Origin of the sequence: Ralstonia sp. PBBBR1, from assembly GCF_002256165.1 — a bacterium.
GTDB lineage: Bacteria > Pseudomonadota > Gammaproteobacteria > Burkholderiales > Burkholderiaceae > Ralstonia > Ralstonia thomasii.
In genome coordinates this window covers 455,423-479,378 of record NZ_NKIL01000004.1, presented here as the reverse complement: position 1 = coordinate 479,378, position 23,956 = coordinate 455,423, and the positions used below count along the sequence as shown (strand labels likewise).

Genomic DNA, 23,956 nt, shown 5'->3' with positions numbered 1-23,956 from the left:
TGGGAATGGGCTGATTCTACAGACGGGTTCCCGCTTGCACATATTTTTGAACGACGTATAAAATTGCACCTCGTTTAATAATAGCGAGCCCACCATGTCGTCCAGTCCGTCCCCCATCGAAGCCGGCCGCCGCGAACGCAAGCGCACCCAGACGCTGGACCACCTGGCGGCCACGGCCTTTTCCCTGTTCGAGCAGCACGGTTACGACGCCGTGACGATGGAGCAGATTGCCGCGCAGGCCGATGTGTCCAAGGGCACGCTGTACAACCACTTTCCAGTCAAGGAAGCCCTGCTGGCGCACCAGTTCCACGCCGAGCTGGCGGCAGGCGGCGCGCAATTGCGTGGGCAGATCGAGGCGCAGCCGGATTTCGCCTCGCGCCTGGCGGTGCTGCTGTCCGCCTCGGCCGACTGGTGCAACGTGCGCCGGCCCTATCTGGCCGCGTATTTCCGCTACCGCTTTGCCAGCGCCGACCTGGCTGCCCGCGACCGTGACGCAGACAAGCGCAGCGGGCTCGAAGCGGTGTTCATGGCACTCATTGACACAGCGCAGCACTCGGGCGAACTCGACACGCGGCTCGATGCGGAGCACCTCGCGGGGCTGTTCGAGTACTTGTACCTCGGTGCGCTGATGCGCTGGCTTGCGCGTCCGGACACCGACCTGCACGCGGGCTTCTCCGCTGTCATCGATCTGTTCCTGCACGGCGTGGCGCGCAAGGAGGCGTGATGAACACGCTCGTGCTCGATTGGCCGGCTGCGGCGGCGGCCTGCGCCGCAGTGGCCGGCGGCAAAGGCTGGCAGCTTGGACGGATGGCGATGCTCGGCGTGCCGGTGCCCGATGGTTTTGTGCTGGTGGCAGATGCCAGCCGCGGGCGCAGTCGCGGAGATGGCGTGCCCGACGCCGTGCTGGCTGCCATCACCGAAGCGCTGACGGCGCGCGGCTGGCAGAACGCGCCACTGGCCGTGCGCTCGTCCGCGCCGCAGGAGGATTCCGCGCAACGCTCGTTCGCGGGCATCCACGAAACACGCCTGAACGTCATCGGCGCGCAGGCGCTGGCAGAAGCGGTACGCGCCGTGTGGGACTCGGCGCACGCACCGCAAGCGTTGGCATACCGCGAGCGCTTTGGCATCGACACCGCCGACCTGGCGATGGCCGTGGTCATCATGCCGATGTTGCCGGCGGTGGCCGCAGGCATCGCGTTCACAGGCGACCCGCTGACCGGCCGCGATGACCACATCGTCATCAACGCGCACTGGGGCCTGGGCGAAGCGCTGGTGGGCGGCCACGCCGATGGCGACGTCGACCGGCTCGAAGTGGCGCCGCAAGACGACACGCTGCTCGTGGTCGAACGCCAGATCGGCACGAAGCGCCACATGACGCGCGCGCTGACCGAAGGCGGCACGACACTCGCCGACACCGCGACAGAAGACGCCCGCCGTGCCGTGCTGGACGACGCGCAGCTCATCGCCTTGGCCACGGTTGCACGCGACACGGCCCGCGCGCTCGACTTTGCCCAGCCGCGCTACGACATCGAATGGGTGTGGGACGGACAGCGCTTCTGGATCGTGCAGGCGCGCCCGATCACCGCGGCCGCCCGCTCCACCTACCCCGCCCTGCAAACCCAACCGACGTTCTGGACGCGCGGCAACACGCGCGAGATGTTTCCCACACCGCTGTCGCCCATCGACTGGGCGCTCTATGGCCACGCGGCCAACCGGATGCTGACGCTGGCGTACTCGCTTGCGGGCTACTCGCTACTGCCGGGCCTGGAGCGCGCCAGGCTCTTCGGCGGCCACGTGTACCTGGATGTTTCGTTGATGCAGTGGGAGGCGTTTGACGCGTTCGGCATTGCGCCCGATGCCATCAACCGCATGCTGGGCGGCACGCAGCCCGAGATTGCGCTGCCCCGCACCACGTGGGCGCAGCGGCTGGCGCGCGGCGCACGGCTCGTGCGATATCTATTGAGAGCAGGCGCTGCGCGCCGCCATGCGCAGAGCGATCTGAACCGGGCCCGCAAGCAAGCCGCGCAATGGCGTGAAGACGCGTGGCCGGAAGCGACCGCCGAGCTGGCCACCTGCCTGCGCGAGCGCTTCAACATTGTGCGCCGCGCAGACAGCCTGTTCTTCCTGCAGGGCTCGGCGGGCGGCGCCGTTTCGGGGCTGGTCGACGTGATCGAAAAACAGTGCCCCGGCGAGGGCCACGCGCTGGCCGCCGCGCTCATGGCCGGCACAGAACCCAGCGTCACCGCACAGCAGAGCCATGACCTGATGGCGCTGGCACAAACGGCCGCCACCGATACCGAAGCGCTCGCCTGGCTTCGCGGCGACAGACGCATCGGCACGCAGTGGACGCAGCAACTGCCGGCGCACAGCCCGTTCCGCCTCCACTTCAGTACGTTCGTGGAGCGCTACGGCCACCGCGCCATTGAAGAGAGCTACTTCCGCCACCCGCGCTGGCGCGAGCAACCGGACTACTTGCTCGACCTCGTGGTCGGCCTGATCGGCACCGATGCCAGGGCGGGGCGGCAAAGGCAGCAGACGGCGTCTGAGCGAGCGTGGGAACGTCTGCCGTGCTGGGTGCGGCCGATCGTGCGGGGCATGCTCAAGGGTGCCGTGCGTGACAGCAATCAGCGGGAGGCCGCGCGCAGCGCGCTCGTGGCATATCTGGAAGCGCTGCGCATCGGCCTGCTGAAGCTGGCGGACAGGTTGGTCGGCAAGGATGGACTCGATGCGCAGGAAGACATCTTCAACCTGACACTGGACGAATGCGTGGCTGCAGGCACCGGCGCATTGCCGCTGCGCTTTGCGGCCCAGCGTGCGCGTGAACGCCGCCGGCAATTGAACGATTGGGCTGCTGCGCAGGAGCCGGACATCATCGCCGAACATGGGGAGGTGCCGGTCGCGGCCACTGTGCCGATCGCCCTGGCCGCAGACGCCTGGAGCGGCACAGCCGTCGGCGCAGGCTCGGCACAGGGGCTGGCACGGCTGGTCGACCACGCTGCCGCCGGCACGGCGCTGCAAGCCGGCGACATCCTGGTCGCGCCCAGTACCGACCCCGGGTGGACGCCGCTCTTCTTGAAGGCCGGCGCACTGGTCATGGAGACCGGCGGCTACCTGTCGCATGGTGCCATCGTGGCGCGCGAGTTCGGGATTCCGGCGGTGGTGAACGTGCCCGGCATCCGGGCCCAGTTGAAAGACGGCGAGACCATCCGCGTGGATGGCAACACCGGCACGGTCAGCAGAGTGGCGGGTTAGCCACCCCAATGTGGTGATGAGGCGACACTGGCGAATCCAAATTGCTGCGGCGCAATATTCGGACTAACATTCGGGTATTCCCTAGTAGGGTTATCCCTAAATCAGTCTTCAGAAGGAATCGCCATGAACACCGTCGCTCTCAAAGCCGCTCCCGCCTCGCGTTTCGCCCGTTTCTGGCAAATCGTGCGCCGTGAAGCCAGCCGCGCCGTCGCGCTGCACGTGGAAAGCTGCGGCATGATGGCCGAGTTGTATCGCCGTTCGGGTCGCTAAGCCGAACCGACGGTTCCGGCATTTGTTGCGTCGCACCGTCTCCGGTGTGGCGCTGACACGGCAAGCGTGCCATCCCGAAAGATTTCGAGGGCGCAGCCCCAACCGGCAAAGCGTACCTATTTCTGCGTGCCGTCTGATGGCGCTGGAAGGTGCTGGGCGTCGTCTCCTGCGTCCTGACGATTGCGCGCCAGCGCGCGCGCATACACCGACGGCGCACCCGCTGCATGTGCCGTCACATAGCCGGTAATGCAGGCCAACATGAGCGGCAGCACCACCTGGTAGGACAGCGTCATCTCGAAGATCATCAGGATCGACATGAGCGGTGCATGCGTGGTGGCGGCCAGCAGTGCCCCCATGCCGACCACCGCGTAGCTGACGGGCACCGGCGCCGCATCCGGCAGCAGCGCGTGCATGCCCGTGCCGTAAAGCAACCCCAGCGCCGCGCCACAGAAGAGGGTGGGCGTGAATACACCACCCACTGCACCCGAGCCCGCGCTCGACGCCGTCGCCACCACCTTGCAGATCAGCACCAGCGCCACCGTCTGCCACAGCCAAGGTTCGCGCAGAAAGGCATTGACCACACTGTAGCCGTTGCCCCAGACCTCGGGCACGCCCGTGGACAACGCACCGACAATCAATCCGCCAGCGGCCAATTGCAGCGTGAGCGGCAGCTTGGTCTGTGCAAACGCGTCGCGCGCGCGGTCAATCAAACCCAGCAGCAGTGGTCCCACCATCCCCGCCGCCAGACCCAGGCCCAGATACGTCAGCACTTCCCAGCCGGAAACGAAATCGAAGTGCGGCATCTCGTAGACGGCCCCATAGCCGAAGAATTGGCGCACCACGATGTCGGCGGTGACCGCCGCCACCAGCAGCGGCCCCAGCGTCGCCGTGGTGATGACCCCGAACACGATTTCGCAGACGAACACGGCGCCCGAGATGGGCGCGTTGTAAGCAGAGGTGATGCCAGCAGCCGCGCCGCATGCCACCAGCAGACGCAATTGCTCGACTGGTACGGGCGTCCAGTGCCGCAATACGCGGCCGACCAGCGAGCCGCACATTGCTGCCAGTTGCACCATCGGCCCTTCGCGCCCGATCGACGCGCCGCTGGCCACCGAGCACAACGACGACGCACTGCGTACCAAACTCTGCCGCGCGCTGAGCACGCCATCGCCCACCGCAATGGCCTCCATATAGTCTTCAGCGCCTTTGCGCGGGATCCACTTGAGGCCCACCTGCAAGGTGATGCCTGCCAGCAGTCCACCCACGGTCGGCACCAGCAGGCGCGCCCCCCAAGGCAGCGCCCGCGCCGTAGCCACCAATCCTTGGTCCGTACCCGAGAACCACCATTGCAGATGACGCAGGCACTCGCGAAACAGGATCGTCGACAAGGCGCCCGCGCAGCCGATCACGCCGGCAATCACGAACACCAGATGCTCGCGACCGAAGGGCAGTCGGGCAATCGCGCGCCGCCACCATGGCTGGCGCGGCATATCCGGTTGAGGCGGCGGCGTGTCGGTCATGTCGATTCACATCAGGACGGATCGACATGATAGCGGCGGCGCCGCACCGGTTTTAGGTCGATGTCGCAACCACGGCGTCTGGCAACCACGCCTGCGGTACGTCTGCGCTGCGACGATTCGGGTCCCAGGCAATGACGCGCGCCTGCACGAGGTTTTCGATCACGAAAGGGTCGCGCGCGAGGATGGCGTCGATCTCTTCGCGAGAACCGGCACGCGCCAGGATGCCACCGCCCTCACGCGGGAAGAACGGTCCCGACATCAGGAAGTGGCCGCTCGCATAGTGGGCATCGAGATGCGCGCGGTGCGCAGGCAGCACGCGGTCGAGTGCTTTGAGCGGTGCGGTGTAGTTGAAAAGAATCAGGTACAGCATGCGATGGCTCCTTATCGGATGAGGTGACACCTTCGAAACACGAGACCCGGCAACGTGAAACAACAACGCCGAGCGTCCCGCAGAAATGGGTACGCTTTGCATGGAAACCCTGCGCCGCGCAGGGTTCTCAAGGGCGTAGGAGCAACGCACCCGAGGTCTGCCCGGCCTCCAGCGCGGTGTGCGCGGCGGCCGCATCTTCGAGTGCATAGGTACCGCCCACCGGCACGCGCACGCCATCGAGCATGCGCTGCAATGCTGCCTGTGCCCCCGTCCGGTAGTTCGACAGATCGGCCATGTAACGGAACACGCCTGGCCGCGCCAGCGCAATGGAGCGCGCGGGCCCAAGCGCCGCGAGATCGACGACGTTCGTTTGCGCGTTGCCGACATCGCCCGCCTGACCGATGCTAGCCACCATCCCGAACGGCCGCGTCACCGCCAACGAGGCCGGCAGCATCGCGCCGCCAACGCCGTCGATCACGTAGTCGACGCCTTCTCCACCAGTGAGTTGCAGCACGGCGTCGCGCACATCTTGCTGGCGATACAGTACGACGTGGTCCGCACCGTGCCCAATGGCGACGGCGGCTTTGGCTTCGCTGCCAACCGTGCCGATCACGTGCGCACCCTGGCGCTTGGCCCACTGCACCAGCAATACGCCCAGACCGCCGGCTGCCGCGTGCACAAGCACCGTATCGCCGGCGCTCACCTGCCGTACCCGCGTCAGCAGCATGTGTGCGGTGATGCCGCGCACCAACGTGGCGGCCACGGTTTCGTCATCCAGCGCATCGGGTAAGGCCATCGCGCGTTCGGCCGGGATGTTGCGGTGGCTGGTGTAGCCGCCGGGCGCGCCATCCATCAGGCCGGCCCAGGCCACGCGCTGGCCAACCACAAAGCCGCGTACATCCGTACCCACGGCTTCCACCACGCCAACGCCCTCAACACCGAGCACCGCCGGAAATGCCGGCACCGGATACAACCCGGCACGGTGATACACATCGACAAAGTTCACGCCGATGGCGGTGTGCCGCACCGTCAACGCGTTTGGTGCGGGCGGCGGCAACATCAGGCTGGCGGGCCGCAAACCCAATGCTGGTCCTGGTTCGCGGAGTTGGATCACCTTGGCATGCATAGCAAATGTCCTCGCAGAAATGGGTACGCTTTTTGGATTCGTCGATGACGGGTACTACGTTCGTCACGTTGTGAAACAAGCGTAATCCGTTCAGAATCACCCGGGAATCCACAAAAACTGACCACCTTCTGTGCAAAAAAGCTCAGACTGGCCGAAGAAAGTGCGTGCGCTTGCGCGTGCGGCAGCGGCCGAACCTTCTTCTTCCTTGCAGTGGGATGACGTGCGCTACTTTCTCGTGCTGGCGCGTGAAGGCAGCTTGTCAGCCGCAGCGCGGCGGCTGGCGGTGGAACACACCACGGTGGCGCGGCGTGCCGATGCCTTGGAGCAATCGTTGGGCGTGCGCCTGTTCGACCGCCTGCCGCGCGGCTGGCGTTTGACCGCCGAAGGCAACGCGCTGGCCGAGCGCGCTGAACGCATGGAGCAGGAAGCCGCCGGCTTTGCGCGTGCAGCCGCCGGGGCCGGTAGCTTGCGCGGGACGGTGCGTATCTCCGCGCCGCCCACGGTGGCCAGCCATATCATCGCGCCAAACCTGGCGACCCTGCGCCGGCAATGGCCTGGCATCGACCTCGTGCTGCTGGGTGAAAAACGCAACGCCAACCTGATGGCGCACGAGGCCGACCTGGCGGTGCGCCTGTCGCGTCCAACGTCGTCTGCCTTGGCGACACGGCCGCTGGGCGACCTCGGCTACGGTCTGTACGCCACCGCAGAAGTGCTCGCACGCCCCGAATCCGAATGGGAATTCATCGGCTACGACGAAAACCTGCGCCACGTGCCGCAGCAGCGCTGGCTGGACAACTACGCAGGCGAACGTCGCGTGGTCTTGCGCTGCAGTGATCTGGCAGCAATGCACCAGGCAGCGTTGGCCGGACTGGGTGTCGCCGCGCTCCCGCACCTGCTCGGCGCGCCCGCAGAAACGGGTACGCTTTTGCGTCGATTGCCCGTCGACGACCCTGCGCTGCATCGAGAAATCTGGTTGGTGATCCACCCCGACGTTCGACGATCACCGCGCGTGCGGGCTGTGGCCGACGCGTTGATCGCGTTGTTCGACGCACAGCGACACGTGTTGGCGGGGTTTTGAGCGTACGCAGAAACGGGTACGCTTTTGGGTGAAAAAGAACCGCAAACCCAATGGATATAAGGTTCTTACGCCTCGGCAATATTGCATGCCGAGGCGCGTTCGGAACACTCAGCCGCCCAGGTAGGCTTCGAGCACGCGCGGATTGCCCAGCAGGTTTTTGCCGCTGTCGGCCAGCACGATCTCGCCGGTTTCCAATACGTAGCCGTGTTGCGCGATCTTCAGCGCCTGGCGCACGTTCTGCTCGACCAGGAAAATCGTCAGGCCCTCGGCATTGATGGTGCGCAGGATGCGGAAGATCTCCTGCACGATGATCGGCGCGAGGCCCATCGACGGTTCATCCAGCAGCAGCACGCGCGGGCGAGCCATCAGCGCGCGGCCGATGGCCAGCATCTGCTGCTCGCCGCCCGACAGGTTGCCCGCCAAGCCGTCGATGCGTTCCTTCAGGCGCGGGAACAGGTGGAACACGCGCTCCAGGTCGGAGGCGATCTGCCCCTTGTCCTTGCGGGTGTAGGCGCCCAGCTCCAGGTTTTCGCGCACGGTCATGGTGGTGAGCGTGGCCCGCCCTTCTGCCACCTGCACGATGCCGCGCTCCACACGCTTGTGGGCCGACCACTGCGTGACGTCTTCGCCTTCGAACAGGATCTGGCCGCGCACATCACCCTGCGACTTCGGAATCAGGCCCGAGAGCGCCAGCAGCGTGGTCGATTTGCCCGCACCGTTTGCGCCCACCAGCGAGGTGATCTCGCCGGCCTTGAGCGCAAAGTCGATGCCCTTGACGGCTGCGATGTGCCCGTACGACACATCCAGCCCTTTCACTTCCAGCAACGTGGTCATGCCGTCTCCTTCTGCGCGGCATCGCCGGTCGCTTCATCGTCATCATCCCGGCCCAGATACGCTTCGATGACTTGCGGGTCGTTGCGGATCGCCTCTGGCGGCCCCTCTGCGATGATGCGGCCGAAGTTCAGCACCGCAATGCGCTCGCACAGGCCCATCACGAAACGCATGTCGTGCTCGATCATGAAGATCGTGTAGCCGCGCGCCTTGATGTTTTCGATCTCGGCCATCAGGTCGACCTTCTCCCCCGTGTTCATGCCGGCGACGGGCTCGTCGAGCAGCAGCAGCTTGGGTTCGGTGGCCAGCGCCCGCGCGAGTTCGAGCTTGCGCTGGTCGCCATAGGAGAGGTTGTCGGCAATGTCATGCGCCTTGTGGTCCAGCTTGACCCACGAGAGCAGCTCCAGCGCACGATCGCGCGCGCGGCGCTCGGCAGCGCGGTACTTGGGCAGCGAGAGCAGCAGGCCCGGCGCGCCGTAGTCCAGATGCCGGTGCATGCCCACCACGACGTTTTCCAGCAACGTCATCTCCTTGAAGATGCGGATGTTCTGGAACGTGCGTGCGATGCCCATCTGTGTGATCTGGTGCGGCTTCTTGCCGACGAGATCTTCGCCGTTGAATGTGAGCGAGCCGCCCGTCGGTGCCAGCAGGCCTGTGATGAGGTTGAAGACGGTCGTCTTGCCGGCGCCGTTCGGGCCGATCAAGCCGAAGATGCTGCCTTGCGGCACGTCAATGTTGACGTCCTGCAAGACCGACAGGCCGCCAAAGCGCTTGGAAATGGAGGTGAGTTTGAGCATGGCGGCCTCAGTGCGATTCATTGGAAGCAGCCCGGGTATCGCCCGTGCCCGGCATCGTGCCGCCGCGCTTCACGCCAAACCAGCGCGCGAAACGCGCCGGGTCCCAGATGCCCTTGGGCAGGAACAGCACGATCACCATCAGGGTCAAGCCGTTGATGACCAGTCGGAAATCCTTGAACGCACGCAACAACTCCGGCAGCAGCGACAGGATCAGGCTGCCGAGCACCGGCCCCGTCAGGCCGTTGGTGCCGCCCAAAATCGTCATCGTGAGAATTTCCACGCCGCGGTCGAAGCCGAATTCGTTCGGGCCGATGAAGAACGTCAGGTGCGCGTTGAGTGCGCCCGCCAGCCCGGCAATGGCCGCGCCCAGCGTAAACGCCAGCAGCTTGGCGCCCGCCACGTTGATGCCCATGAGGCCCGCAGCGGTTTCGTCTTCCTTGATGGCCTCGAATGCGCGGCCGACCTTCGAGCGGCGCATGCGCGCCAGCACGAACAGCGTGGCCAACACGGCCACCGCCACATGCCACCACTGGGTCAATTGAGGAATGCCGTTCAGGCCCAGCGCGCCGCCGGTCCAGTTCTCGGTATTCAGGATCAGCACGCGCACGACTTCGCCGAAACCAAGCGTGGCCATGGCCAGATAGACGCCCGAAAGACGCAGCGTCGGCCGGCCGATGACGACGGCCACCACGGCCGGTGCCGCCATGCCGCCCAGCAGCGCGACCGAGAACGGCATCTCCGCATTCATCGTCAGCAATGCGGAGGTGTACGCGCCGATGCCCATGAAAGCCGCGTTCGCCATCGCCAGCATGCCGCACGACAGCGTGAGGTAAATGGACAGCGCCAGCAAAGCATTGATACCCAGCGTGAGCACCAGGTTGCTGTAGACCGACCAGAAGTTGTCGAACCATTCCATGTCGGTCTCCTTATGCCTTGCGTTCCAGCACCTTGCCGAACAGCCCTTGCGGCCGCACCAGCAGGATCAGGAACAGCAGTCCGAACGCCACCGCGTCGCGCATGGTCGAGCCGATGTAGGCCACCGACAGCACCTCGGCAAACCCGAGGAACAGCCCGCCGAGCATCGCACCGCGAATGTCGCCCAGGCCGCCCAGGATGATGACCGCGATGCCCTTGTGCAGCATCGGCTGGCCCATCAGCGGGAACACGGCGTTGGAGTACAGGCCGATCAGCACGCCCGACAACCCGCCCAGCGCGGCGGCCGCAAACGAGGTCAGCAGGAACAGCCCTTCGACATTGATGCCGAGCAGCGCCGCGGCCTTGGGCGACTCCGCAATCGCCCGCAGCGCGCGGCCGAGTTGCGTGCGCTTGAGCAGCAGCATGAGCGCCGCCATCAGCGCGAACGACAGCACGATGATGCCCAGCTCCAGCGGCGTGAGGTGGATGCCGCCCAGGTCCAGCGAGGCATCCGACACGAGCCCGGCCGGGAAGCGCAGGTTCTCCGCCCCGAACACACCTTGCATGGCGTTGTTGATGGCGATGCCCGCGCCAATGGTGGCGATCATCGGAATCAGGTGCGGCGCGTTGCGGCGGCGCAGCGGGCGCAGCAGCAGGACGTCGATGATGAGACCGGCCACACCGCTCACGACAAAGCCGACGGCCAGCGCCGCCCACAGCGGCAGTTCGAAGTGGAGAACGACCTGCAGCGCCGCATAGGCACCGAGCATGAAGACCGCGCCGTGCGACAGGTTGATCACGCCCAGGATGCCGAAAACCAGCGTGAATCCCAGGGCGAACAACGCATACACGCAGCCGAGCGACAGCGCATTGACGAGTTGCTGTTCCAGCATGATGAATCAGAGTGAGGTGCGGCCGGACGAGACCAAAGCAGTCACCAGGCAGCCACAAAAAAAACGATGGGGCGTAGGTTTAGCTACGCCCCGCCTGTCTCGTTCAAAGGGTTTCAACGAGAACCGAAGATTACTTCTCGATCGTGTACTTGCCGTTCTTGGTCACGCTCACGATCGGCGTCTGCACAGCGTCGTAGCCGGCCGGCTTGCCGCGTGCGGTGACTTGGCGGAACGCAAACGCGCCGGTCGCGCCGGTGTGCTTGACTGCCGGCAGTGCATCGCGGATCGCCTTGCGGTCGGCTTCGAGGTTGCCGCTGAACTTGACCGTCTTCAGCGCCTTGCTCGCGATGTACATGGCGTCATACGCCTGCGCCGCAAACTGATCCGGCGCTGCCTTGTACTTGGTGGTGTAGGCAGTGATGAACTTGCTGTTCTCGGGCGTGTGGTTCTCGATTGACCACGGGCTGCCCACCCACAGGTTGTCGGACTTGTCGCGGGCGAGGTCGAACACCTTGACCGAGTTCATGCCATTGCCGCCGATGACCGGCACGTTCAGGCCAAGCTGGCGCGCCTGCACCATGATCGGACCGCCCTCCGCAATCAGCGCGGACAGTACGATCGCGTCCGGGTTCGTCGCCTTGATCTTGGTGAGCTGGGCCTTGAAGTCCACGTCGCCCTTGGCGAACGTTTCGGTGGTCGTCACCGGGATCTTCAGGTCTTCAAGCGCCTTCTTGAAGTTGTCGTAGCCGCTCTTGGTGAAGACGTCGTCGTTGCCGTACAGCACGGCCACCTTCTTCACGCCGGCCTTCTTCACAACGGTCTGGATCGTGGCCGGCAGCACGTCGGCTTCGGTCACGGAATTGCGGAAGACGTAGTCGCCGATGCTGGTGATGCCGTCTGCGGTGTTGGAAGTGCCAAAGGCAACCGTCTTGGACCCCTGCGCAATCGGGTCCGCCGCCTGTGCCGAGTTGGACAGCGTGGGGCCGAACACCATCGCCACCTTGTCCTGGAAGATCAGCTTCTTGAAGACGTTGATGGCTTCTTCCTTCTTGCCCTGCTCGTCTTCGATCACCAGCGCGATCTTGCTGCCGTTGATGCCGCCTGCGGCGTTGATCTCATCAGCAGCCAGCTGGAAGCCGTTGCGGATGGCCACACCGTATTGGGCTGCGCCGCCCGACAGCGCTTCGGCCACACCGATCTTGATGTCCTGGGCCGCGAAAGTCGTGCCCGTTGCGATTGCCGCCCCCGCAGCCACTGCCGTCAACAGCAGCCGTTTGATCATTTTTTTCATGCGAACCTGCTCCTTGTTTGTCCGTCGCGATTGCTTGAATGCGATGCGTCTCGAAGATGCGCTGGCCCAACACCGTCGCTCCCCCGCATGCGCCCTGCATCGCGTCCGGACGCTCGCCTGCCGGCGTTCGCGCCACGAAGACAAACAACGTTGGCGAAACAGCGGAAGACCTGCCGGGCGAGCGATGCCGGATCGGGCATGCGTGCACCGGGAGTGCGTCGGAGTGTGAAGCGAAGGCGCCATGGGTACAGCGCTCTTGTGCGCCGCGCCAGGGTCGCCGGCGCGTGCAGTCAGTCGCGGGACTTTACCGGAAAGCGCACGACCGTGCGATAGGGGATTGTCCGCCGCCCGGCCTGGAGGGCCGATGTTGCGCCGCAATATTGCCTGCGCAATACTGTCAAATCGACGTGGAGCGTACCCGTTTCTGCGTGCCTTGCGGCACTGCGAAAATCAGCCCGCCGATAGCTCGTCGGCGCTGACAAACAGGCCCTTGCCGCGCGATTTCGCTTCGTACAACGCTTCGTCGGCAGCTTCGAAGACGACGCTCTGCGCCAATGTGCGCGCGTCAAAGGTCGCGATACCGATGCTCGCGCCCACCTGCACCATCGCTTCGCGCAGGCGAAACGGCTTGTTGCATGCGGCCAGGATATTGGCGGCAACCGTCTTCGCGTCGTCCGGGTGCGACAGGTGCTCCAGGATGACGGCAAACTCGTCACCGCCAAACCGCGCCACGCCGTCGTACGGGCGCACGGCCCGCGCCAGACGCTGCGCGAAGGTACGCAGCAGGGCATCGCCCAGAGCGTGCCCGTACGTGTCGTTGACGACCTTGAAGCCGTCAAGGTCAACCAGCAGCAGTGCGCCGGTGGAACCATTCACACGCGCCTGGTCAAGCGCCGCCAGCAAGCGCTCTTCAAAGCCGGCGCGGTTGGCCAGGCCCGTGAGGTGGTCGGTAGTGGTGAGCGCGCGCAGGCGCAGCTCCTGTTTCTTGCGCTCCGTGATATCAAGGGTGACAGAATGCACACCCGCCACGCGGCCTTGCGCGTCGAACTGCGGAAGGTAGCTGACCTCTTCGCAGCGGTACGGATCGCGGCCGCGGAGTTCGCGCTCGAAGACCATCGTCTCGCCGCCCAGCGCGCGCCGCAGCGCATCGCGAAGGATGCTGTAAGCATCGTCACCCACGACTTCACGCACCGTCTGTCCGAGCATGCTCGCGGCCGCTCGTCCATACGCCTTCTCGTAGGCGGCATTCAGGAAGCGGAAGCGCTCGTCGGTGTCGATGAAGGCCACCAGCGCGGGCAGTGCATCGGTCACGGTTTGGAGCGTTTCGCGGCTGCGCTGCAGTGCCTCCTTGGCAGCCCTGTCCTGCGTGACGTCGCGCATGACCGATGAGAAGTACTCCATACGCCCAGCGGGATCGCGGTGCGCAATGATCATGTGGTTGATCGGTACGACCTGGTCCTCGGCACCTCGCGCGGTCGTTTCGCCAATCCAGACGCCATCGCGCGCCGCCGCAGGCACGGCCACCTCGCGCAGCCAGCCCATCGTCTCGGGTGGGTAGAAATCCGCAACGGTCAGGCCTTGGAGATTGGCATCCAGCGCAATGCCGGCAAAGCGGCGGCCGGCCGGATTCATATAGGTGACGTTGCCCTGTATGTCGCTCTGCGCAACAAAGTCGGTGGTGGAGTCGAGGATCTTGGTCAACACGCGCGACGCCTGTTGCGCCCGTGCCCGGACGGTGATGTCTTCCATGGCCCCAACGTGGCCCACGACCTCGCCGTCCACTCGCACCGGCGCGGTCGTAACGACGAGCAACCGCTCGCCAAGGCCCGGCACGATCACGCGCTGCTCGGCGTGGTAGCCGGCCCCCCGCGCGAGCGCATCGCGCCAGCCGGCCATGATGGCATCGCGGTCGTCCGGATGCAGGCGCGCAAGCCACACGTCGGCCAGTGCCTGTTCGTGCGTGGCACCGAGCAGGCGGCGATACGCCTCGTTGGTATAGACAGTCCGGCCGTCCACATCCGAGCGAAACAACCCGAGTGGCGAGGCATCGTTCACGGCTTCCAGTTCGGCGCGCTGGCGAACGACCTCGCCCATCAGCTTGTGAAACGCCGTCGACACCGCGTCGATTTCCGCTGAAGCACCGAGCCGCTCAAGCGGCGGCGCATTGCGCAAGTCCGTGGCAGAGAGCTGCGTCATGGCGGCATGCAGCCGGCCAAGCGGGCGCAGCAGCCACAGCATCGCCGCCCACACCGACACGCCGATCAGCGCCGCCAGCACCAGCAGCGACCAGCGAAAACGCTGCCGCATGAGGAAGAGCTGCCGGTTGGCTTCGGCGCCGGGCAACACGGCAGCGAGGGTCCAGCCGGCCGCGATGATGTCTTGCCTGGTGGCCACGTCGCCGCCACGCTCAGGCAGCGCATCCGGGTCTGCGCGGAAGGCCGCGGCCGCCGTCGGATCGGCATCGAGCGGCGCGAGCGTCTTGTCGGCCTCGGGGTGCACGATATAGACGGCGTTGTCACCTCGCGTCGCCAGGTAGACGTGGCCGGTCTGCCCCACGCGCATGTCGCGCAGGTCGCCAAGAAAGTTCGGCTTGAGCAGGTACAGCGACGCGCCGATCAGCCCGACGAGATTGCCGTCCTGATCATGCACGGGCGCGGCCAGGATGACGATGGGCTCGCTGCCCACGCGGTTGCGCAGCGGCGCGGAGATTGTCGGCTGGTCAACCACCATGACCTGCCTGAAATAATCCCGATCGGAAATGTCGATGCCGACCACGCCTTCGCGGCGCACCGTCGCGGCTGTCACCTTGCCCTCAGCCGAGGCCAGGAACACGCCGTCGAACAGGCCGCTGGCCGGCTGGATGGATTGGTAGAACGCCGCTTCCTGCGCGGGCGTGTCGAACCGCACGGAGTGCATCTGCTGGGCGGTGCGTTCGAGCACGCCCAGGTACGTGTCCAGGCGCTTCTGGAGGTCTTCCGCCGACTCCTTGACCAAGGCTGTCTGCTGCACCTTGATCTGCGCCATCACTTCGCGGCGGATCGGCTCGCGTTGCGACCAGCCGAACAGGCTCACCACCGTCACGCTGATGACGGTCGCCATGATGGCCGCCTGCGACTTCAGGGTCAGTTTCATCGGACCGTCGGCTGACACCGGCGCCCCTCGCGTCCGGTGTCGTGTTTAGTGGGAGGGCAGACACCATAGTGCTATGCCCGCCCGGCATTGTCGAGCCGCCGCGGCGTCTAGCGACGGCCGCAGACGTAGGCGGCGGAGCGTGCAGCGAGCGTACCGGGGCGGATGCGCATCCAATGCGCGCCGGCTGCGGTATCGGTATCGAGCGTGGCGCCGTCGGGACCGCGCACCACGTAGTCGACCAGGCGAATGCGCTGGCGGTGGCAGTCGATCTCCTGGCGCGAGAGGATCACCGTGCCGGGCCGGTAGTGCGCCCCATGGGCGCGGCGTTCGCTGCGCCTGAGCACGGTGCGGGCCAGAAAGGTCTTGTGACCGGTACGGTTCGAGCGCAGCGACGTGCGATCGATGGAAGCCACGACGGACGTCGTCGTCAGATATTGGTGCCAGCGCGCAGCCTGGGCAGGCACCGCCAGGCCGAGGGCGCCCACGCCGACACTGCATATCCAGATCCACCGCCACATCATGCGTTTCACGACCGTCTGTCCTGCCATATCAAGAAACCAAGAAGCGGCACTGCTGCCGCAGGCACCTATTGTAACAATTGGCCCGCAAGACTCGCGCCTGCGCCCTCAGGTAGCATGCCGCCAACCCGATCGCCCCGACTACCCCATCCGCCATGCCCACCGTTGCCCTGCCTGCCCTCGTTGCCCACGCCGTCGCGGCCTTGCTCATCGCAAGCGTGCCCGTCGCGGCGTGGTTCTGGCTACGGCGGCGCTTTGGCCTGGCGTGGCGCGACATCGGCGTGGGCGCGGCGGTGTTTGTCGTGTTTGCGCTGGTGCTGGAACGCACGCTGCACCTGTATCTGCTGCAGCTCAATCCGATCACGGCGCATTGGCTGCGCATGCCCGTGCTGTTCGTCATCTACGGCGCGCTGATGGCCGGTTTGTTCGAGGAAAGCGGGCGCTGGATCGGCCTGCGCTTTCTCGTGCGCAAGCCTGCAGACGCCGCCACACCCGTCGCGTACGCGCTCGGGCACGCCGGCATCGAAGCCTGGCTGGTCGGTGCGGCATCGCAGGCGCAGATGGTGATGTTCGGCATTGCCGCCAACCGCGGCGAGCTGGAATCGCGTCTCGCGGCCAGCGGCGCCGCGGCCATGGTGGGGACGATTCACGCCATGCTCGCGCAGCTCTCGCCGTGGCTGGCCCTCGGTGCGGTGAGCGAGCGTGTTGCGGCGATGTTGATCCAGTTCACGCTCACGCTGGTGGTGTGGCACGCGGTGCGCCAGCGGCGTTTTGTGATCGTCGTGCTGGCGGTGGTGCTGCATGCGCTGGCGGACTTGCCCGCTGCGCTGTACCAGGTGCATGTGCTGCCGCTGGCCGTGACTGAAGCGATCTACGCCGTGGCGGCCGTGCTGCTGGCAGCAACGTGCTGGCCGCCGCAGGGTGGCCGCAGGATCGGCGAATCCTCGCTGCGCTAACTACTGCGGAACCGGTCCGGCTCGATGCCGTGCCGGTTGAGCTTGTCGTACAGCGTCTTGCGCGGCACGGCGAGCAAGTCGGCCGCGCGGGCAACGTTGCCCTCCGTGGCGCGTAGTGCTTCTTCGATGGTGGTGCGTTCGACCGCCATCATGCGGCCGGCCAGGGAGTGCTGGCTCGCATCGGACGCCACCAGGCCATCGTCCAATCCGAGGCAGAAGCGCTCCGCCACGTTCTTCAGTTCGCGCACGTTGCCGGGCCAGTCGTGGTGCTGCCAGCGCATCATGTCCTGCGCAGACCAATCCGGCGCGGCGCGCTCGTAGCGCACCGCGGCCTGCTGCAGAAAGTGGGCCATCAGCAACGGAATGTCTTCGGCACGCTGACGCAGCGCAGGGAGCGCAATCGACACGACATTCAAGCGGTAGTACAGGTCTGCGCGGAACTGGCCGTGATCGGATGCTTCCTTCAAATCGACCTTGGCGGCGGCCACAACACGGCAATTGACCGGCACGCTCGCGTTGCTGCCCAGCCGTTCGATGCTGCGTTCCTGCAGCGCGCGCAGCAGCTTGGCCTGCAGCGACAGCGGCATCGATTCGATTTCATCGAGGAACAGCGTGCCGCCATCTGCGTATTCCATCTTGCCGATGCGGCGGCGGTTGGCGCCCGTGAAGGCGCCCGCCTCGTGGCCAAACATCTCGCTCTCGAACACGGATTCCGGCAACGCCGCGCAGTTCAGCGCAACGAACGGCCCGCGACGTCGGCTGCCTTCGTGAATGGCGCGCGCGAGCACTTCCTTGCCCGAGCCGGTCTCGCCCGTGACGAGGATGTCGGCATCGGTCGGCGCCAGCGCGGTGACGAGCCGGCGCACGTTCTGCATGACGGCGCTCTGGCCGATCAACGGGTACGCCTGCCGTCCCTGCAGCGCTTCACGCAACCGCAGGTTTTCGGAAGTGAGCCTGCGCTTTTCCAATGCGCGCCGCACCACGTCAACCAGGCGTTCGGAGTGGAACGGCTTCTCCATGAAATCGTAGGCGCCGGCGCGCATGGCAGCCACGGCCATCGTCACATCGCCATGACCGGTGATGAGGATGACCGGTAACTGGCGGTCGTGCTGCAGCATCTCGCGCAGCACGGCCAGGCCGTCGCGGCCGGGCAGGCGCACGTCGGTGACGACTACGGCCGGCGTTTGCGTAGCAAGCGCAGCCAGCGCGCTTTCCGCATCGGCAAACGATTGCACGGGCACATCCGCCAGCGTGAGCGCCTGCTCGCAACCCAGGCGCACCACGTCATCGTCTTCGATCAGGAAGACGGGCGCGTGGTCAATGGGGGAAGAATCCGGCGTACCGTGTTCAGTCATGTGGGTTTCACAACGCGTTCAAGCTCGATGATGAATTCTGCGCCCGGCGTGCCGTCACCGGCATTGCGACCTTCTAGCCGGCCGCCAAAATCTTCGATAATCGCCAGCGAAATCGCCAGCCCCAACCCCAGGCCCTGACCATCGTCCTTGGTGGTGAAGAACGGCTCAAACAGGCGCGGCAGCACGTCGGCGGGAATGCCCAGGCCGAAGTCGCGCACGGTGATGCGTACCCATTTCTCGATGGGCTGGACGCTCACACGCACGATCGCCGATTCGGCTGCGGGCGCCTCGGCGGTGGCATCGATGGCGTTGCGGATGAGGTTGACGAGCACCTGCTCAAGCCGCACGGCATTGGCCCAGACCGCAAGATCGGTCGGCACCGGCTCGGTCACCACGGTCACGCCGGCCTGCCGGCGACGCGTCTCAACCAGCATCAGCGCCTGGCGGATGGCTTCGTCTACCGACACGGCAGCGCGTGCCCCATCGCCCTTGCGCGAGAACGCCTTGATGTGTGAAACGATGCGCCCCATGCGTTCGGCAAGCTGGCTGATGTGCGTGAGATTGCCGCGCACTTCGTCGATGCGGCCGCGCTCGGCAAGCTGGTTGGCGTTGTCGGACAGCGTGGTGAGCGCGGTGAGCGGCTGGTTGAGTTCGTGCGTGATGCCGGCGGCCATCTGGCCGAGTACGGCGAGCTTGCCGGCCTGCACGGCGGCATCGCGCGTTTCGCGCAGGATGCGTTGCGCGGCGTCAAGCGCCTCGACCTTGCCGGCGAGTGCGGTGTTGGCGGACGTCAACTCGGCAGTGCGCTGGGCGATGCGCGCTTCCAGATCGCGCTGGACTTCGCGCAGCGCGGCGCGCGCGCGGTGCTGCTCTTCGCGCCGGCGCTGACGCAAACGCAAAGCGACGAGCACGGCAAAGATCAGCGCCATCGCAAACGCGGCGCTCGCACCGGCCACCAGCGCGGTGCGCTGCTCATCGCGCGGATCGATCAACACGGCGACTTGCCAGCCGAGCAGCCCCACCGGGCGGTACTGCACACGCAGCGTCGATACCGATTTTCCGGGCAATGCCACGCGCACGGTCTGCGGGGGATGGTCCGCAGAAAAGGGTACGCTCGCGGCTCGCCCATCGTTCATGCCGAGCGGGGTGAGGATGTGCGGCGCGTACTGGCGCGTCGCGTCGAGTGCGGCGCGCTGGTTCGCGCTCAAGGTGCCGAGCGTGCGGTATTTCCATTCGGGTACGGACGACAGGAAGATCACGCCGTGCCGATCCACCAGCAGCACCGTATCGCCGCTGCGCGACAAGGTGGCCTCGAACGCGTCGAGGTTGACCTTCACGACCACCACGCCGATCGGCTTGTTGTCTTCGCGCACGGGGGCGGCGACGAAATAGCCGTTCTCGCCGGTGGTGTTGCCGACGCCGTAGAAGCGGCCGAGCCCTTCGCGCATGGCTTCGACAAAGTACGGGCGGAACGCGTAGTTCTGGCCGACGAACGAGGTCGGCAGATCCCAGTTGCTGGCCGCAATCGTGAGACCGGTCGTATTGATCAGGTGAGCGGCGGCCAAGTCGGTGGCCGCCTGGACTTCTTTCAGATAGGCGTTGGCTGCACGGCGCGGAACGGCGTCGCCGGCCTCGGGGTTCTCTAGAAGCGCGACGTGCAGCACGTGTTCCAACGCCGCCAGTCTCGGCAATGATTCATAGCGCGCCAGTGTGCTGCGCAGGTTCTGCGCGTAGAAGGTGGTGCGCTGGCCGGCCTCTTCGGCCCGCGTGGCAACGTAGCGCTGCAGGGCGACGGCGTAAGCGCCCCATCCCGCTGCTGCGCAGCATGCCGCCATGGCCAGCGCGACAGCCACGCGCCAGCCGCGCCCGCGTGCGGGTGGAGCAAGGTCCGGGTGGCCGTCTGTTGGCGACATGGGTCAATGTTCGATGCGGGAATGCTTGCGAGTATCGCGCATGAACACGTACACCAACAGCGACAGGAAGATGGTGCCCGTCACGTACCAATAGAACAGCGACTCGTGACCTGCCTGCTTAAGCCACAGCGCGATGTACTCGGCCGTGCCGCCAAAGATCGACACCGTAAGCGCATACGGCAGACCCACGCCCAGTGCACGAACCTCGGCGGGGAACAACTCCGCCTTCACCACCGCGTTGATCGATGTGTAGCCCGAGACAATCACCAGCGCCGCCATGATCAGGAAGAACGCCGTCCACACGTTGGTGGTCTGGCTGATGCCGGTCATGATGGGCACGGTGAACAGCGTACCCAGCACGCCGAAGGCAATCAGGATCGGACGACGGCCGATGCGGTCGGACAACCCGCCCACGATCGGCTGCAGCATGGCGAACAGCAGCAGCGTGGCGCCGGACACCAGCGTCGCCTTGTCCTTCGACAGACCGACCGTGTTGGCCAGGAACTTCTGCATGTAGATCGAGTACGTGTAGAACGCCACCGTACCGCCCATCGTCAGGCCCACGACCGTCGCAACGGCGCGCGGATGCTTGGCCAACTCTGACAGCGTGCCGCGCTTCTTGTTGGCCTTCGCGGCGGTAAAGGACTGCGTTTCCTCCATGTGCGAGCGCATGGCCATTGCCACCAGCGCACACAGCGCGCCGACAAAGAATGGAATGCGCCAGCCCCACGCCTCAAGCTGCGCCGGCGACAGCACGAACTGCTGCAGCGCGATCAGCAGCGCCAGCGCCGTCAGTTGGCCGGCGATGAGCGTGACGTACTGGAAGCTCGAGTAGAAACCGCGGTTTTCCTTGTTGGCGACTTCGCTCAGGTACGTGGCCGAGGTGCCGTATTCCCCACCGACCGAGAGCCCCTGCAGCAGCCGCGCCAGCACGAGCAGCACCGGCGCCGCAACGCCGATCGTCGCGTAGCTCGGCGTGAGCGCGATGATGAGCGAACCCGCGCACATGAGCACCACCGAGAAGAACAGCGCGCGTTTGCGGCCGTAGCGATCGGCGTAGATGCCCATCAGCCAGCCGCCCACCGGACGGGCCAGAAAGCCCACCGCAAACACGGCCGCCGTATTGAGTAACTGCGCGGTCTGGTCTCCCTTGGGGAAGAACGACTTGGCAAAGTACAGCGCAAACGCCGAGTAGACATACCAGTCGTACCACTCGACCAGATTGCCAATTGAACCGGAGAAGATGGAACGCAAACGACGGCGTACGTCTGCGGGAGTGTCTTTGGTGGGGGCCTGCGCGGGCGAAAACTCGCCCGTGATGGCGCCAGCCTGAGGCTGCGTCATGGTGTCTCCTTGGAGCGTTGGCGGCGGCCTTTGCTTGTGACATGTCGGCACAACCAGCTGCGTGTGCGACGTCCGAGCGGTCCGCCGGTTTATGGGTGGTCGCTCTTACTCAAGAAGCATTCCATGCGAAAAGCAGACTCGCCGATCCGCCGCAAAAGCCCGTGGCGCGAGGCTTTGCGGGAAATCGGCGGAACGGTGGACGACAGGAGAAGTGTGCGGTTTCTCAGAATCAGCCGAGGCAACCTGTGCGGAAACCCGCACGGCCGATTCGATTCTGAAGGCGGCGATGCTCAGGCGGCCACGCTTAACGGAATGGCGTCGCGGACCAACGATTCCACCTCGGCAGACAAATCTTCACGCGTGTGCGACAGGCCAAGGCGGTCATGCAGATACGCCTCGAAGTCAGCACGCACTTCCGGATGGCGCAGCGCGAACTCGACGGTCGCCTGCAGGTAACCGAACTTGCTGCCGCAATCGAAGCGCTGACCACGGTAGCGATAAGCCAGGATCTGCTCTTCAGCCAGCAGGCTCTGGATGGCGTCCGTCAATTGCAGCTCGCCGCCGGCGCCCGGCTTCAGATTGCGCAGATGATCGAAGATGCGCGGCGTCAGGATGTAGCGCCCGACCACGCCCAGGTTGGACGGCGCATCCTTCGGCGCGGGCTTTTCGACGATGCCATCGAGCTTGACCAGGCGGTCATCCCATTCACGGCCAGCCACTACGCCGTACGAGCGCGAGGCTTCCGGCGCAATCGTTTCGACGCCGACGATCGAGCAGCGGTAGTGATCGTAAAGTTCCGTCATCTGCTGCATGACTGGCGGCTGGTTGTCCAGCAAGTCATCGGCCAGGATCACAGCGAAGGGTTCGTCGCGTACCAGTTTCTGCGCACAGAGCACGGCGTGCCCCAGCCCCAGAGTCTCGGGCTGGCGCACATAGAAGCACTCGACGCCCGCCGGCTTGATCGACTGCACCATCTCCAGCAACGCCTGCTTGTTCTTGGCAGCCAGTTCAGTTTCAAGCTCGTACGCCTTGTCGAAATGGTCTTCGATAGCGCGCTTGGCGCGGCCCGTGATGAAGATCATCTCCGTGATACCCGCAGCGGCAGCCTCTTCCACCGCATATTGGATCAGCGGCTTATCGACGATCGGCAGCATCTCTTTCGGGCTGGCCTTGGTGGCGGGTAGAAAACGTGTACCGAGCCCCGCCACGGGAAACACGGCCTTGGTGATCTTCTCGTTCATGACAACTCCATTGGTGAGACGTAGCGTCATGAGCAAGTCATATGCCAGCGTAAGCCCCCGGGTCCAACCTTTGGTGGCGCTCGATCTGGCGTGCCCCGCGCAACGTGGCGGGCACTGCGTTGCCGCCTTTCCTACAACCGGTTGCAACGCCGTCGCATCAACTTTCAGCGCCGAAAGTTGAAAAAGCGTACCCAATTCTGCGTACCGGTTTACGCCAACTTGCGGCTGGCCGGACTAGTAAGCGCCCGCTAACAGTGCGTCAAGAAATCAGGAAGATGGCTTGACCCAGCCGCGCGAGACCGGTGCGGTGCGCTCGGGCGTGCGCCGATAGGCGTCGATCTGGGCGTTCAAATGCGCGACCTCGGCTTCGAGGGTGCGGATGCGCTGGCGCAATTGATCGGCTTCATTTTGCGTTTGCTGGCGTACCGCGTCGTTCTGCAAGCGCAGAAAGCGCTCCGTCCCCGCCAGCGCGCTGGCCGCCCCCTCCAGGCGGGTCACGGTTTCCATGGTCTGCTCTAGGCGCTCTAGCGTTGCGTCGGTCAATTTGGGGGGCACGGCAGGCGCCGTGGCAAGCGCCTCGCCGAGACGACGCTCCAAGTCGGCCATGGCGGCCTGCAATTGCCGGTTACGCGCGGCTTCGTGTTCCAGCGCGCGCTCCGCCACCTCTGCACGAATGCGCGCTTCCATCCATTCGGCGCCCGCACCCGGCGCGCCAATGGCGCGCGAGGCGATCCGGTTGCGCTCTTCACGCGCCGAAAGCGTACCCGTTTCTGCGTGCGCCAATGGGATCGGCCACGGCTCTACCGCGTCCGCTGCGGCACCGGCTGCAGCCGGCCCGCGCCCCTGCGCTCGATCGACCGCTTTCTGTAGCGTCGTATTGCTCGGACGTCGGTGTACCCCCGCCTCCGCCAACCACTGCACGTAGCGTCGAACGCCATAAACACGACGCGTCACAGCCTGGACAGCTTCGATCACTTCATCCAGGAACACGGCGTTGTCGTGAGGGAAGGCGATATCCAGCCGCCGGATCGCTTCAACGATCCGCTGCTGCTGCTCTGCCGAGAAATAGAGACCGGGACGTGCCATAAGGGCTAACAAGTGTCCATATAGTGTACACAGAGGGTTAAAAACCTCAAAGCTGTCTTAATAAACTT

The 23,956-nt window shown here is 65.4% G+C and carries 20 protein-coding genes; 5 read left to right on the top strand and 15 right to left on the bottom strand.

Annotated elements, in window-relative coordinates; translation table 11 throughout:
• Positions 1–94: 94 nt before the first annotated feature.
• From CFE42_RS08365 to CFE42_RS08355, 3 genes are all read left to right on the top strand, one after another.
• Complete coding sequence (locus tag CFE42_RS08365) at positions 95–724, top strand: TetR/AcrR family transcriptional regulator (RefSeq protein WP_004632368.1); 630 nt, start codon at positions 95–97, stop codon at positions 722–724.
• Positions 724–3,252, top strand: a complete 2,529-nt coding sequence (locus CFE42_RS08360) for a PEP/pyruvate-binding domain-containing protein (protein WP_004632370.1) — start codon at positions 724–726, stop codon at positions 3,250–3,252. Before CFE42_RS08365 ends, CFE42_RS08360 begins: the two co-directional genes overlap by 1 nt.
• 123 nt (positions 3,253–3,375) lie before the next feature.
• On the top strand, positions 3,376–3,522 hold the full coding sequence (locus tag CFE42_RS08355; protein ID WP_004632373.1) for a hypothetical protein: 147 nt from the start codon (positions 3,376–3,378) through the stop codon (positions 3,520–3,522).
• Between the two features lie 116 nt (positions 3,523–3,638).
• Here the strand turns inward: CFE42_RS08355 and CFE42_RS08350 are convergent, their stop codons facing one another.
• The 3 genes from CFE42_RS08350 to CFE42_RS08340 all read right to left on the bottom strand — a co-directional run bounded on the left by CFE42_RS08350 (position 3,639) and on the right by CFE42_RS08340 (position 6,472).
• Entirely contained in the window at positions 3,639–5,042 is a 1,404-nt protein-coding gene (locus CFE42_RS08350; protein ID WP_004632375.1) for a ClcB-like voltage-gated chloride channel protein, read from the bottom strand.
• A 52-nt stretch (positions 5,043–5,094) separates the two neighbouring features.
• On the bottom strand, positions 5,095–5,412 hold the full coding sequence (locus CFE42_RS08345; RefSeq protein WP_004632378.1) for a YciI family protein: 318 nt from the start codon (positions 5,410–5,412) through the stop codon (positions 5,095–5,097).
• Between the two features lie 127 nt (positions 5,413–5,539).
• Entirely contained in the window at positions 5,540–6,472 is a 933-nt protein-coding gene (locus tag CFE42_RS08340; protein WP_296157220.1) for a quinone oxidoreductase, read from the bottom strand.
• Positions 6,473–6,743: 271 nt separating this feature from the next.
• Here CFE42_RS08340 and CFE42_RS08335 point away from each other — a divergent pair, with 271 nt between their 5' ends.
• Positions 6,744–7,616, top strand: a complete 873-nt coding sequence (locus CFE42_RS08335) for a LysR family transcriptional regulator (protein WP_193747931.1) — start codon at positions 6,744–6,746, stop codon at positions 7,614–7,616.
• A 108-nt stretch (positions 7,617–7,724) separates the two neighbouring features.
• Here CFE42_RS08335 and CFE42_RS08330 read toward each other — a convergent pair whose 3' ends face one another.
• The 7 genes from CFE42_RS08330 to CFE42_RS08300 form a co-directional block, all read right to left on the bottom strand.
• The gene (locus CFE42_RS08330; RefSeq protein WP_004632384.1) at positions 7,725–8,450 is read right to left on the bottom strand and encodes an ABC transporter ATP-binding protein; all 726 of its coding nucleotides are present in this window, start codon (positions 8,448–8,450) and stop codon (positions 7,725–7,727) included.
• Entirely contained in the window at positions 8,447–9,244 is a 798-nt protein-coding gene (locus CFE42_RS08325) for an ABC transporter ATP-binding protein (protein WP_004632385.1), read from the bottom strand. Before CFE42_RS08325 ends, CFE42_RS08330 begins: the two co-directional genes overlap by 4 nt.
• A 7-nt stretch (positions 9,245–9,251) precedes the next feature.
• Positions 9,252–10,160, bottom strand: coding sequence for a branched-chain amino acid ABC transporter permease (locus tag CFE42_RS08320; protein ID WP_004632389.1), 909 nt, complete (start codon positions 10,158–10,160; stop codon positions 9,252–9,254).
• Between the two features lie 10 nt (positions 10,161–10,170).
• Positions 10,171–11,052, bottom strand: a complete 882-nt coding sequence (locus tag CFE42_RS08315; RefSeq protein ID WP_004632391.1) for a branched-chain amino acid ABC transporter permease — start codon at positions 11,050–11,052, stop codon at positions 10,171–10,173.
• A 130-nt stretch (positions 11,053–11,182) separates the two neighbouring features.
• Positions 11,183–12,343, bottom strand: coding sequence for an ABC transporter substrate-binding protein (locus CFE42_RS08310; protein ID WP_004632393.1), 1,161 nt, complete (start codon positions 12,341–12,343; stop codon positions 11,183–11,185).
• 450 nt (positions 12,344–12,793) lie between these two features.
• Positions 12,794–15,475, bottom strand: a complete 2,682-nt coding sequence (locus CFE42_RS08305; RefSeq protein WP_037044456.1) for a diguanylate cyclase — start codon at positions 15,473–15,475, stop codon at positions 12,794–12,796.
• A 107-nt stretch (positions 15,476–15,582) separates the two neighbouring features.
• The gene (locus CFE42_RS08300; RefSeq protein WP_004632395.1) at positions 15,583–16,023 is read right to left on the bottom strand and encodes a surface-adhesin E family protein; all 441 of its coding nucleotides are present in this window, start codon (positions 16,021–16,023) and stop codon (positions 15,583–15,585) included.
• Positions 16,024–16,148: 125 nt separating this feature from the next.
• Between CFE42_RS08300 and CFE42_RS08295 the strand changes: the two genes are divergently transcribed.
• Positions 16,149–16,949: a YhfC family glutamic-type intramembrane protease gene (locus tag CFE42_RS08295; protein WP_004632398.1), complete on the top strand. Its 801-nt coding sequence runs from the start codon at positions 16,149–16,151 to the stop codon at positions 16,947–16,949.
• Here the strand turns inward: CFE42_RS08295 and CFE42_RS08290 are convergent.
• The 5 genes from CFE42_RS08290 to CFE42_RS08270 all read right to left on the bottom strand — a co-directional run bounded on the left by CFE42_RS08290 (position 16,946) and on the right by CFE42_RS08270 (position 23,888).
• A complete protein-coding gene (locus tag CFE42_RS08290; protein ID WP_004632400.1) occupies positions 16,946–18,304 on the bottom strand; it encodes a sigma-54 dependent transcriptional regulator in 1,359 nt (452 codons plus the stop codon). The genes CFE42_RS08295 and CFE42_RS08290 overlap by 4 nt on opposite strands.
• Positions 18,301–20,217, bottom strand: coding sequence for a sensor histidine kinase (locus CFE42_RS08285; protein ID WP_004632402.1), 1,917 nt, complete (start codon positions 20,215–20,217; stop codon positions 18,301–18,303). Before CFE42_RS08285 ends, CFE42_RS08290 begins: the two co-directional genes overlap by 4 nt.
• Positions 20,218–20,220: 3 nt before the next feature.
• A complete protein-coding gene (locus CFE42_RS08280) occupies positions 20,221–21,561 on the bottom strand; it encodes an MFS transporter (RefSeq protein ID WP_004632403.1) in 1,341 nt (446 codons plus the stop codon).
• A 290-nt stretch (positions 21,562–21,851) separates the two neighbouring features.
• The gene (gene galU, locus CFE42_RS08275) at positions 21,852–22,802 is read right to left on the bottom strand and encodes a UTP--glucose-1-phosphate uridylyltransferase GalU (RefSeq protein ID WP_004632405.1); all 951 of its coding nucleotides are present in this window, start codon (positions 22,800–22,802) and stop codon (positions 21,852–21,854) included.
• Between the two features lie 267 nt (positions 22,803–23,069).
• Positions 23,070–23,888 (bottom strand): hypothetical protein, encoded by an 819-nt coding sequence (locus CFE42_RS08270; protein ID WP_004632406.1) that lies wholly within the window; start codon positions 23,886–23,888, stop codon positions 23,070–23,072.
• Between the last annotated feature and the right edge of the window lie 68 nt (positions 23,889–23,956).

Coding starts and splice junctions, on each gene's coding strand:
- CFE42_RS08365 (WP_004632368.1), top strand. CDS start 95: ATGTCGTCCAGTCCGTCCCCCATCGAAGCCGGCCGCCGCGAACGCAAG.
- CFE42_RS08360 (WP_004632370.1), top strand. CDS start 724: ATGAACACGCTCGTGCTCGATTGGCCGGCTGCGGCGGCGGCCTGCGCC.
- CFE42_RS08355 (WP_004632373.1), top strand. CDS start 3,376: ATGAACACCGTCGCTCTCAAAGCCGCTCCCGCCTCGCGTTTCGCCCGT.
- CFE42_RS08350 (WP_004632375.1), bottom strand. CDS start 5,042: ATGACCGACACGCCGCCGCCTCAACCGGATATGCCGCGCCAGCCATGG.
- CFE42_RS08345 (WP_004632378.1), bottom strand. CDS start 5,412: ATGCTGTACCTGATTCTTTTCAACTACACCGCACCGCTCAAAGCACTC.
- CFE42_RS08340 (WP_296157220.1), bottom strand. CDS start 6,472: ATGTTGCCGCCGCCCGCACCAAACGCGTTGACGGTGCGGCACACCGCC.
- CFE42_RS08330 (WP_004632384.1), bottom strand. CDS start 8,450: ATGACCACGTTGCTGGAAGTGAAAGGGCTGGATGTGTCGTACGGGCAC.
- CFE42_RS08325 (WP_004632385.1), bottom strand. CDS start 9,244: ATGCTCAAACTCACCTCCATTTCCAAGCGCTTTGGCGGCCTGTCGGTC.
- CFE42_RS08320 (WP_004632389.1), bottom strand. CDS start 10,160: ATGGAATGGTTCGACAACTTCTGGTCGGTCTACAGCAACCTGGTGCTC.
- CFE42_RS08315 (WP_004632391.1), bottom strand. CDS start 11,052: ATGCTGGAACAGCAACTCGTCAATGCGCTGTCGCTCGGCTGCGTGTAT.
- CFE42_RS08310 (WP_004632393.1), bottom strand. CDS start 12,343: ATGAAAAAAATGATCAAACGGCTGCTGTTGACGGCAGTGGCTGCGGGG.
- CFE42_RS08305 (WP_037044456.1), bottom strand. CDS start 15,475: ATGAAACTGACCCTGAAGTCGCAGGCGGCCATCATGGCGACCGTCATC.
- CFE42_RS08300 (WP_004632395.1), bottom strand. CDS start 16,023: ATGGCAGGACAGACGGTCGTGAAACGCATGATGTGGCGGTGGATCTGG.
- CFE42_RS08295 (WP_004632398.1), top strand. CDS start 16,149: ATGCCCACCGTTGCCCTGCCTGCCCTCGTTGCCCACGCCGTCGCGGCC.
- CFE42_RS08290 (WP_004632400.1), bottom strand. CDS start 18,304: ATGACTGAACACGGTACGCCGGATTCTTCCCCCATTGACCACGCGCCC.
- CFE42_RS08285 (WP_004632402.1), bottom strand. CDS start 20,217: ATGTCGCCAACAGACGGCCACCCGGACCTTGCTCCACCCGCACGCGGG.
- CFE42_RS08280 (WP_004632403.1), bottom strand. CDS start 21,561: ATGACGCAGCCTCAGGCTGGCGCCATCACGGGCGAGTTTTCGCCCGCG.
- galU (WP_004632405.1), bottom strand. CDS start 22,802: ATGAACGAGAAGATCACCAAGGCCGTGTTTCCCGTGGCGGGGCTCGGT.
- CFE42_RS08270 (WP_004632406.1), bottom strand. CDS start 23,888: ATGGCACGTCCCGGTCTCTATTTCTCGGCAGAGCAGCAGCAGCGGATC.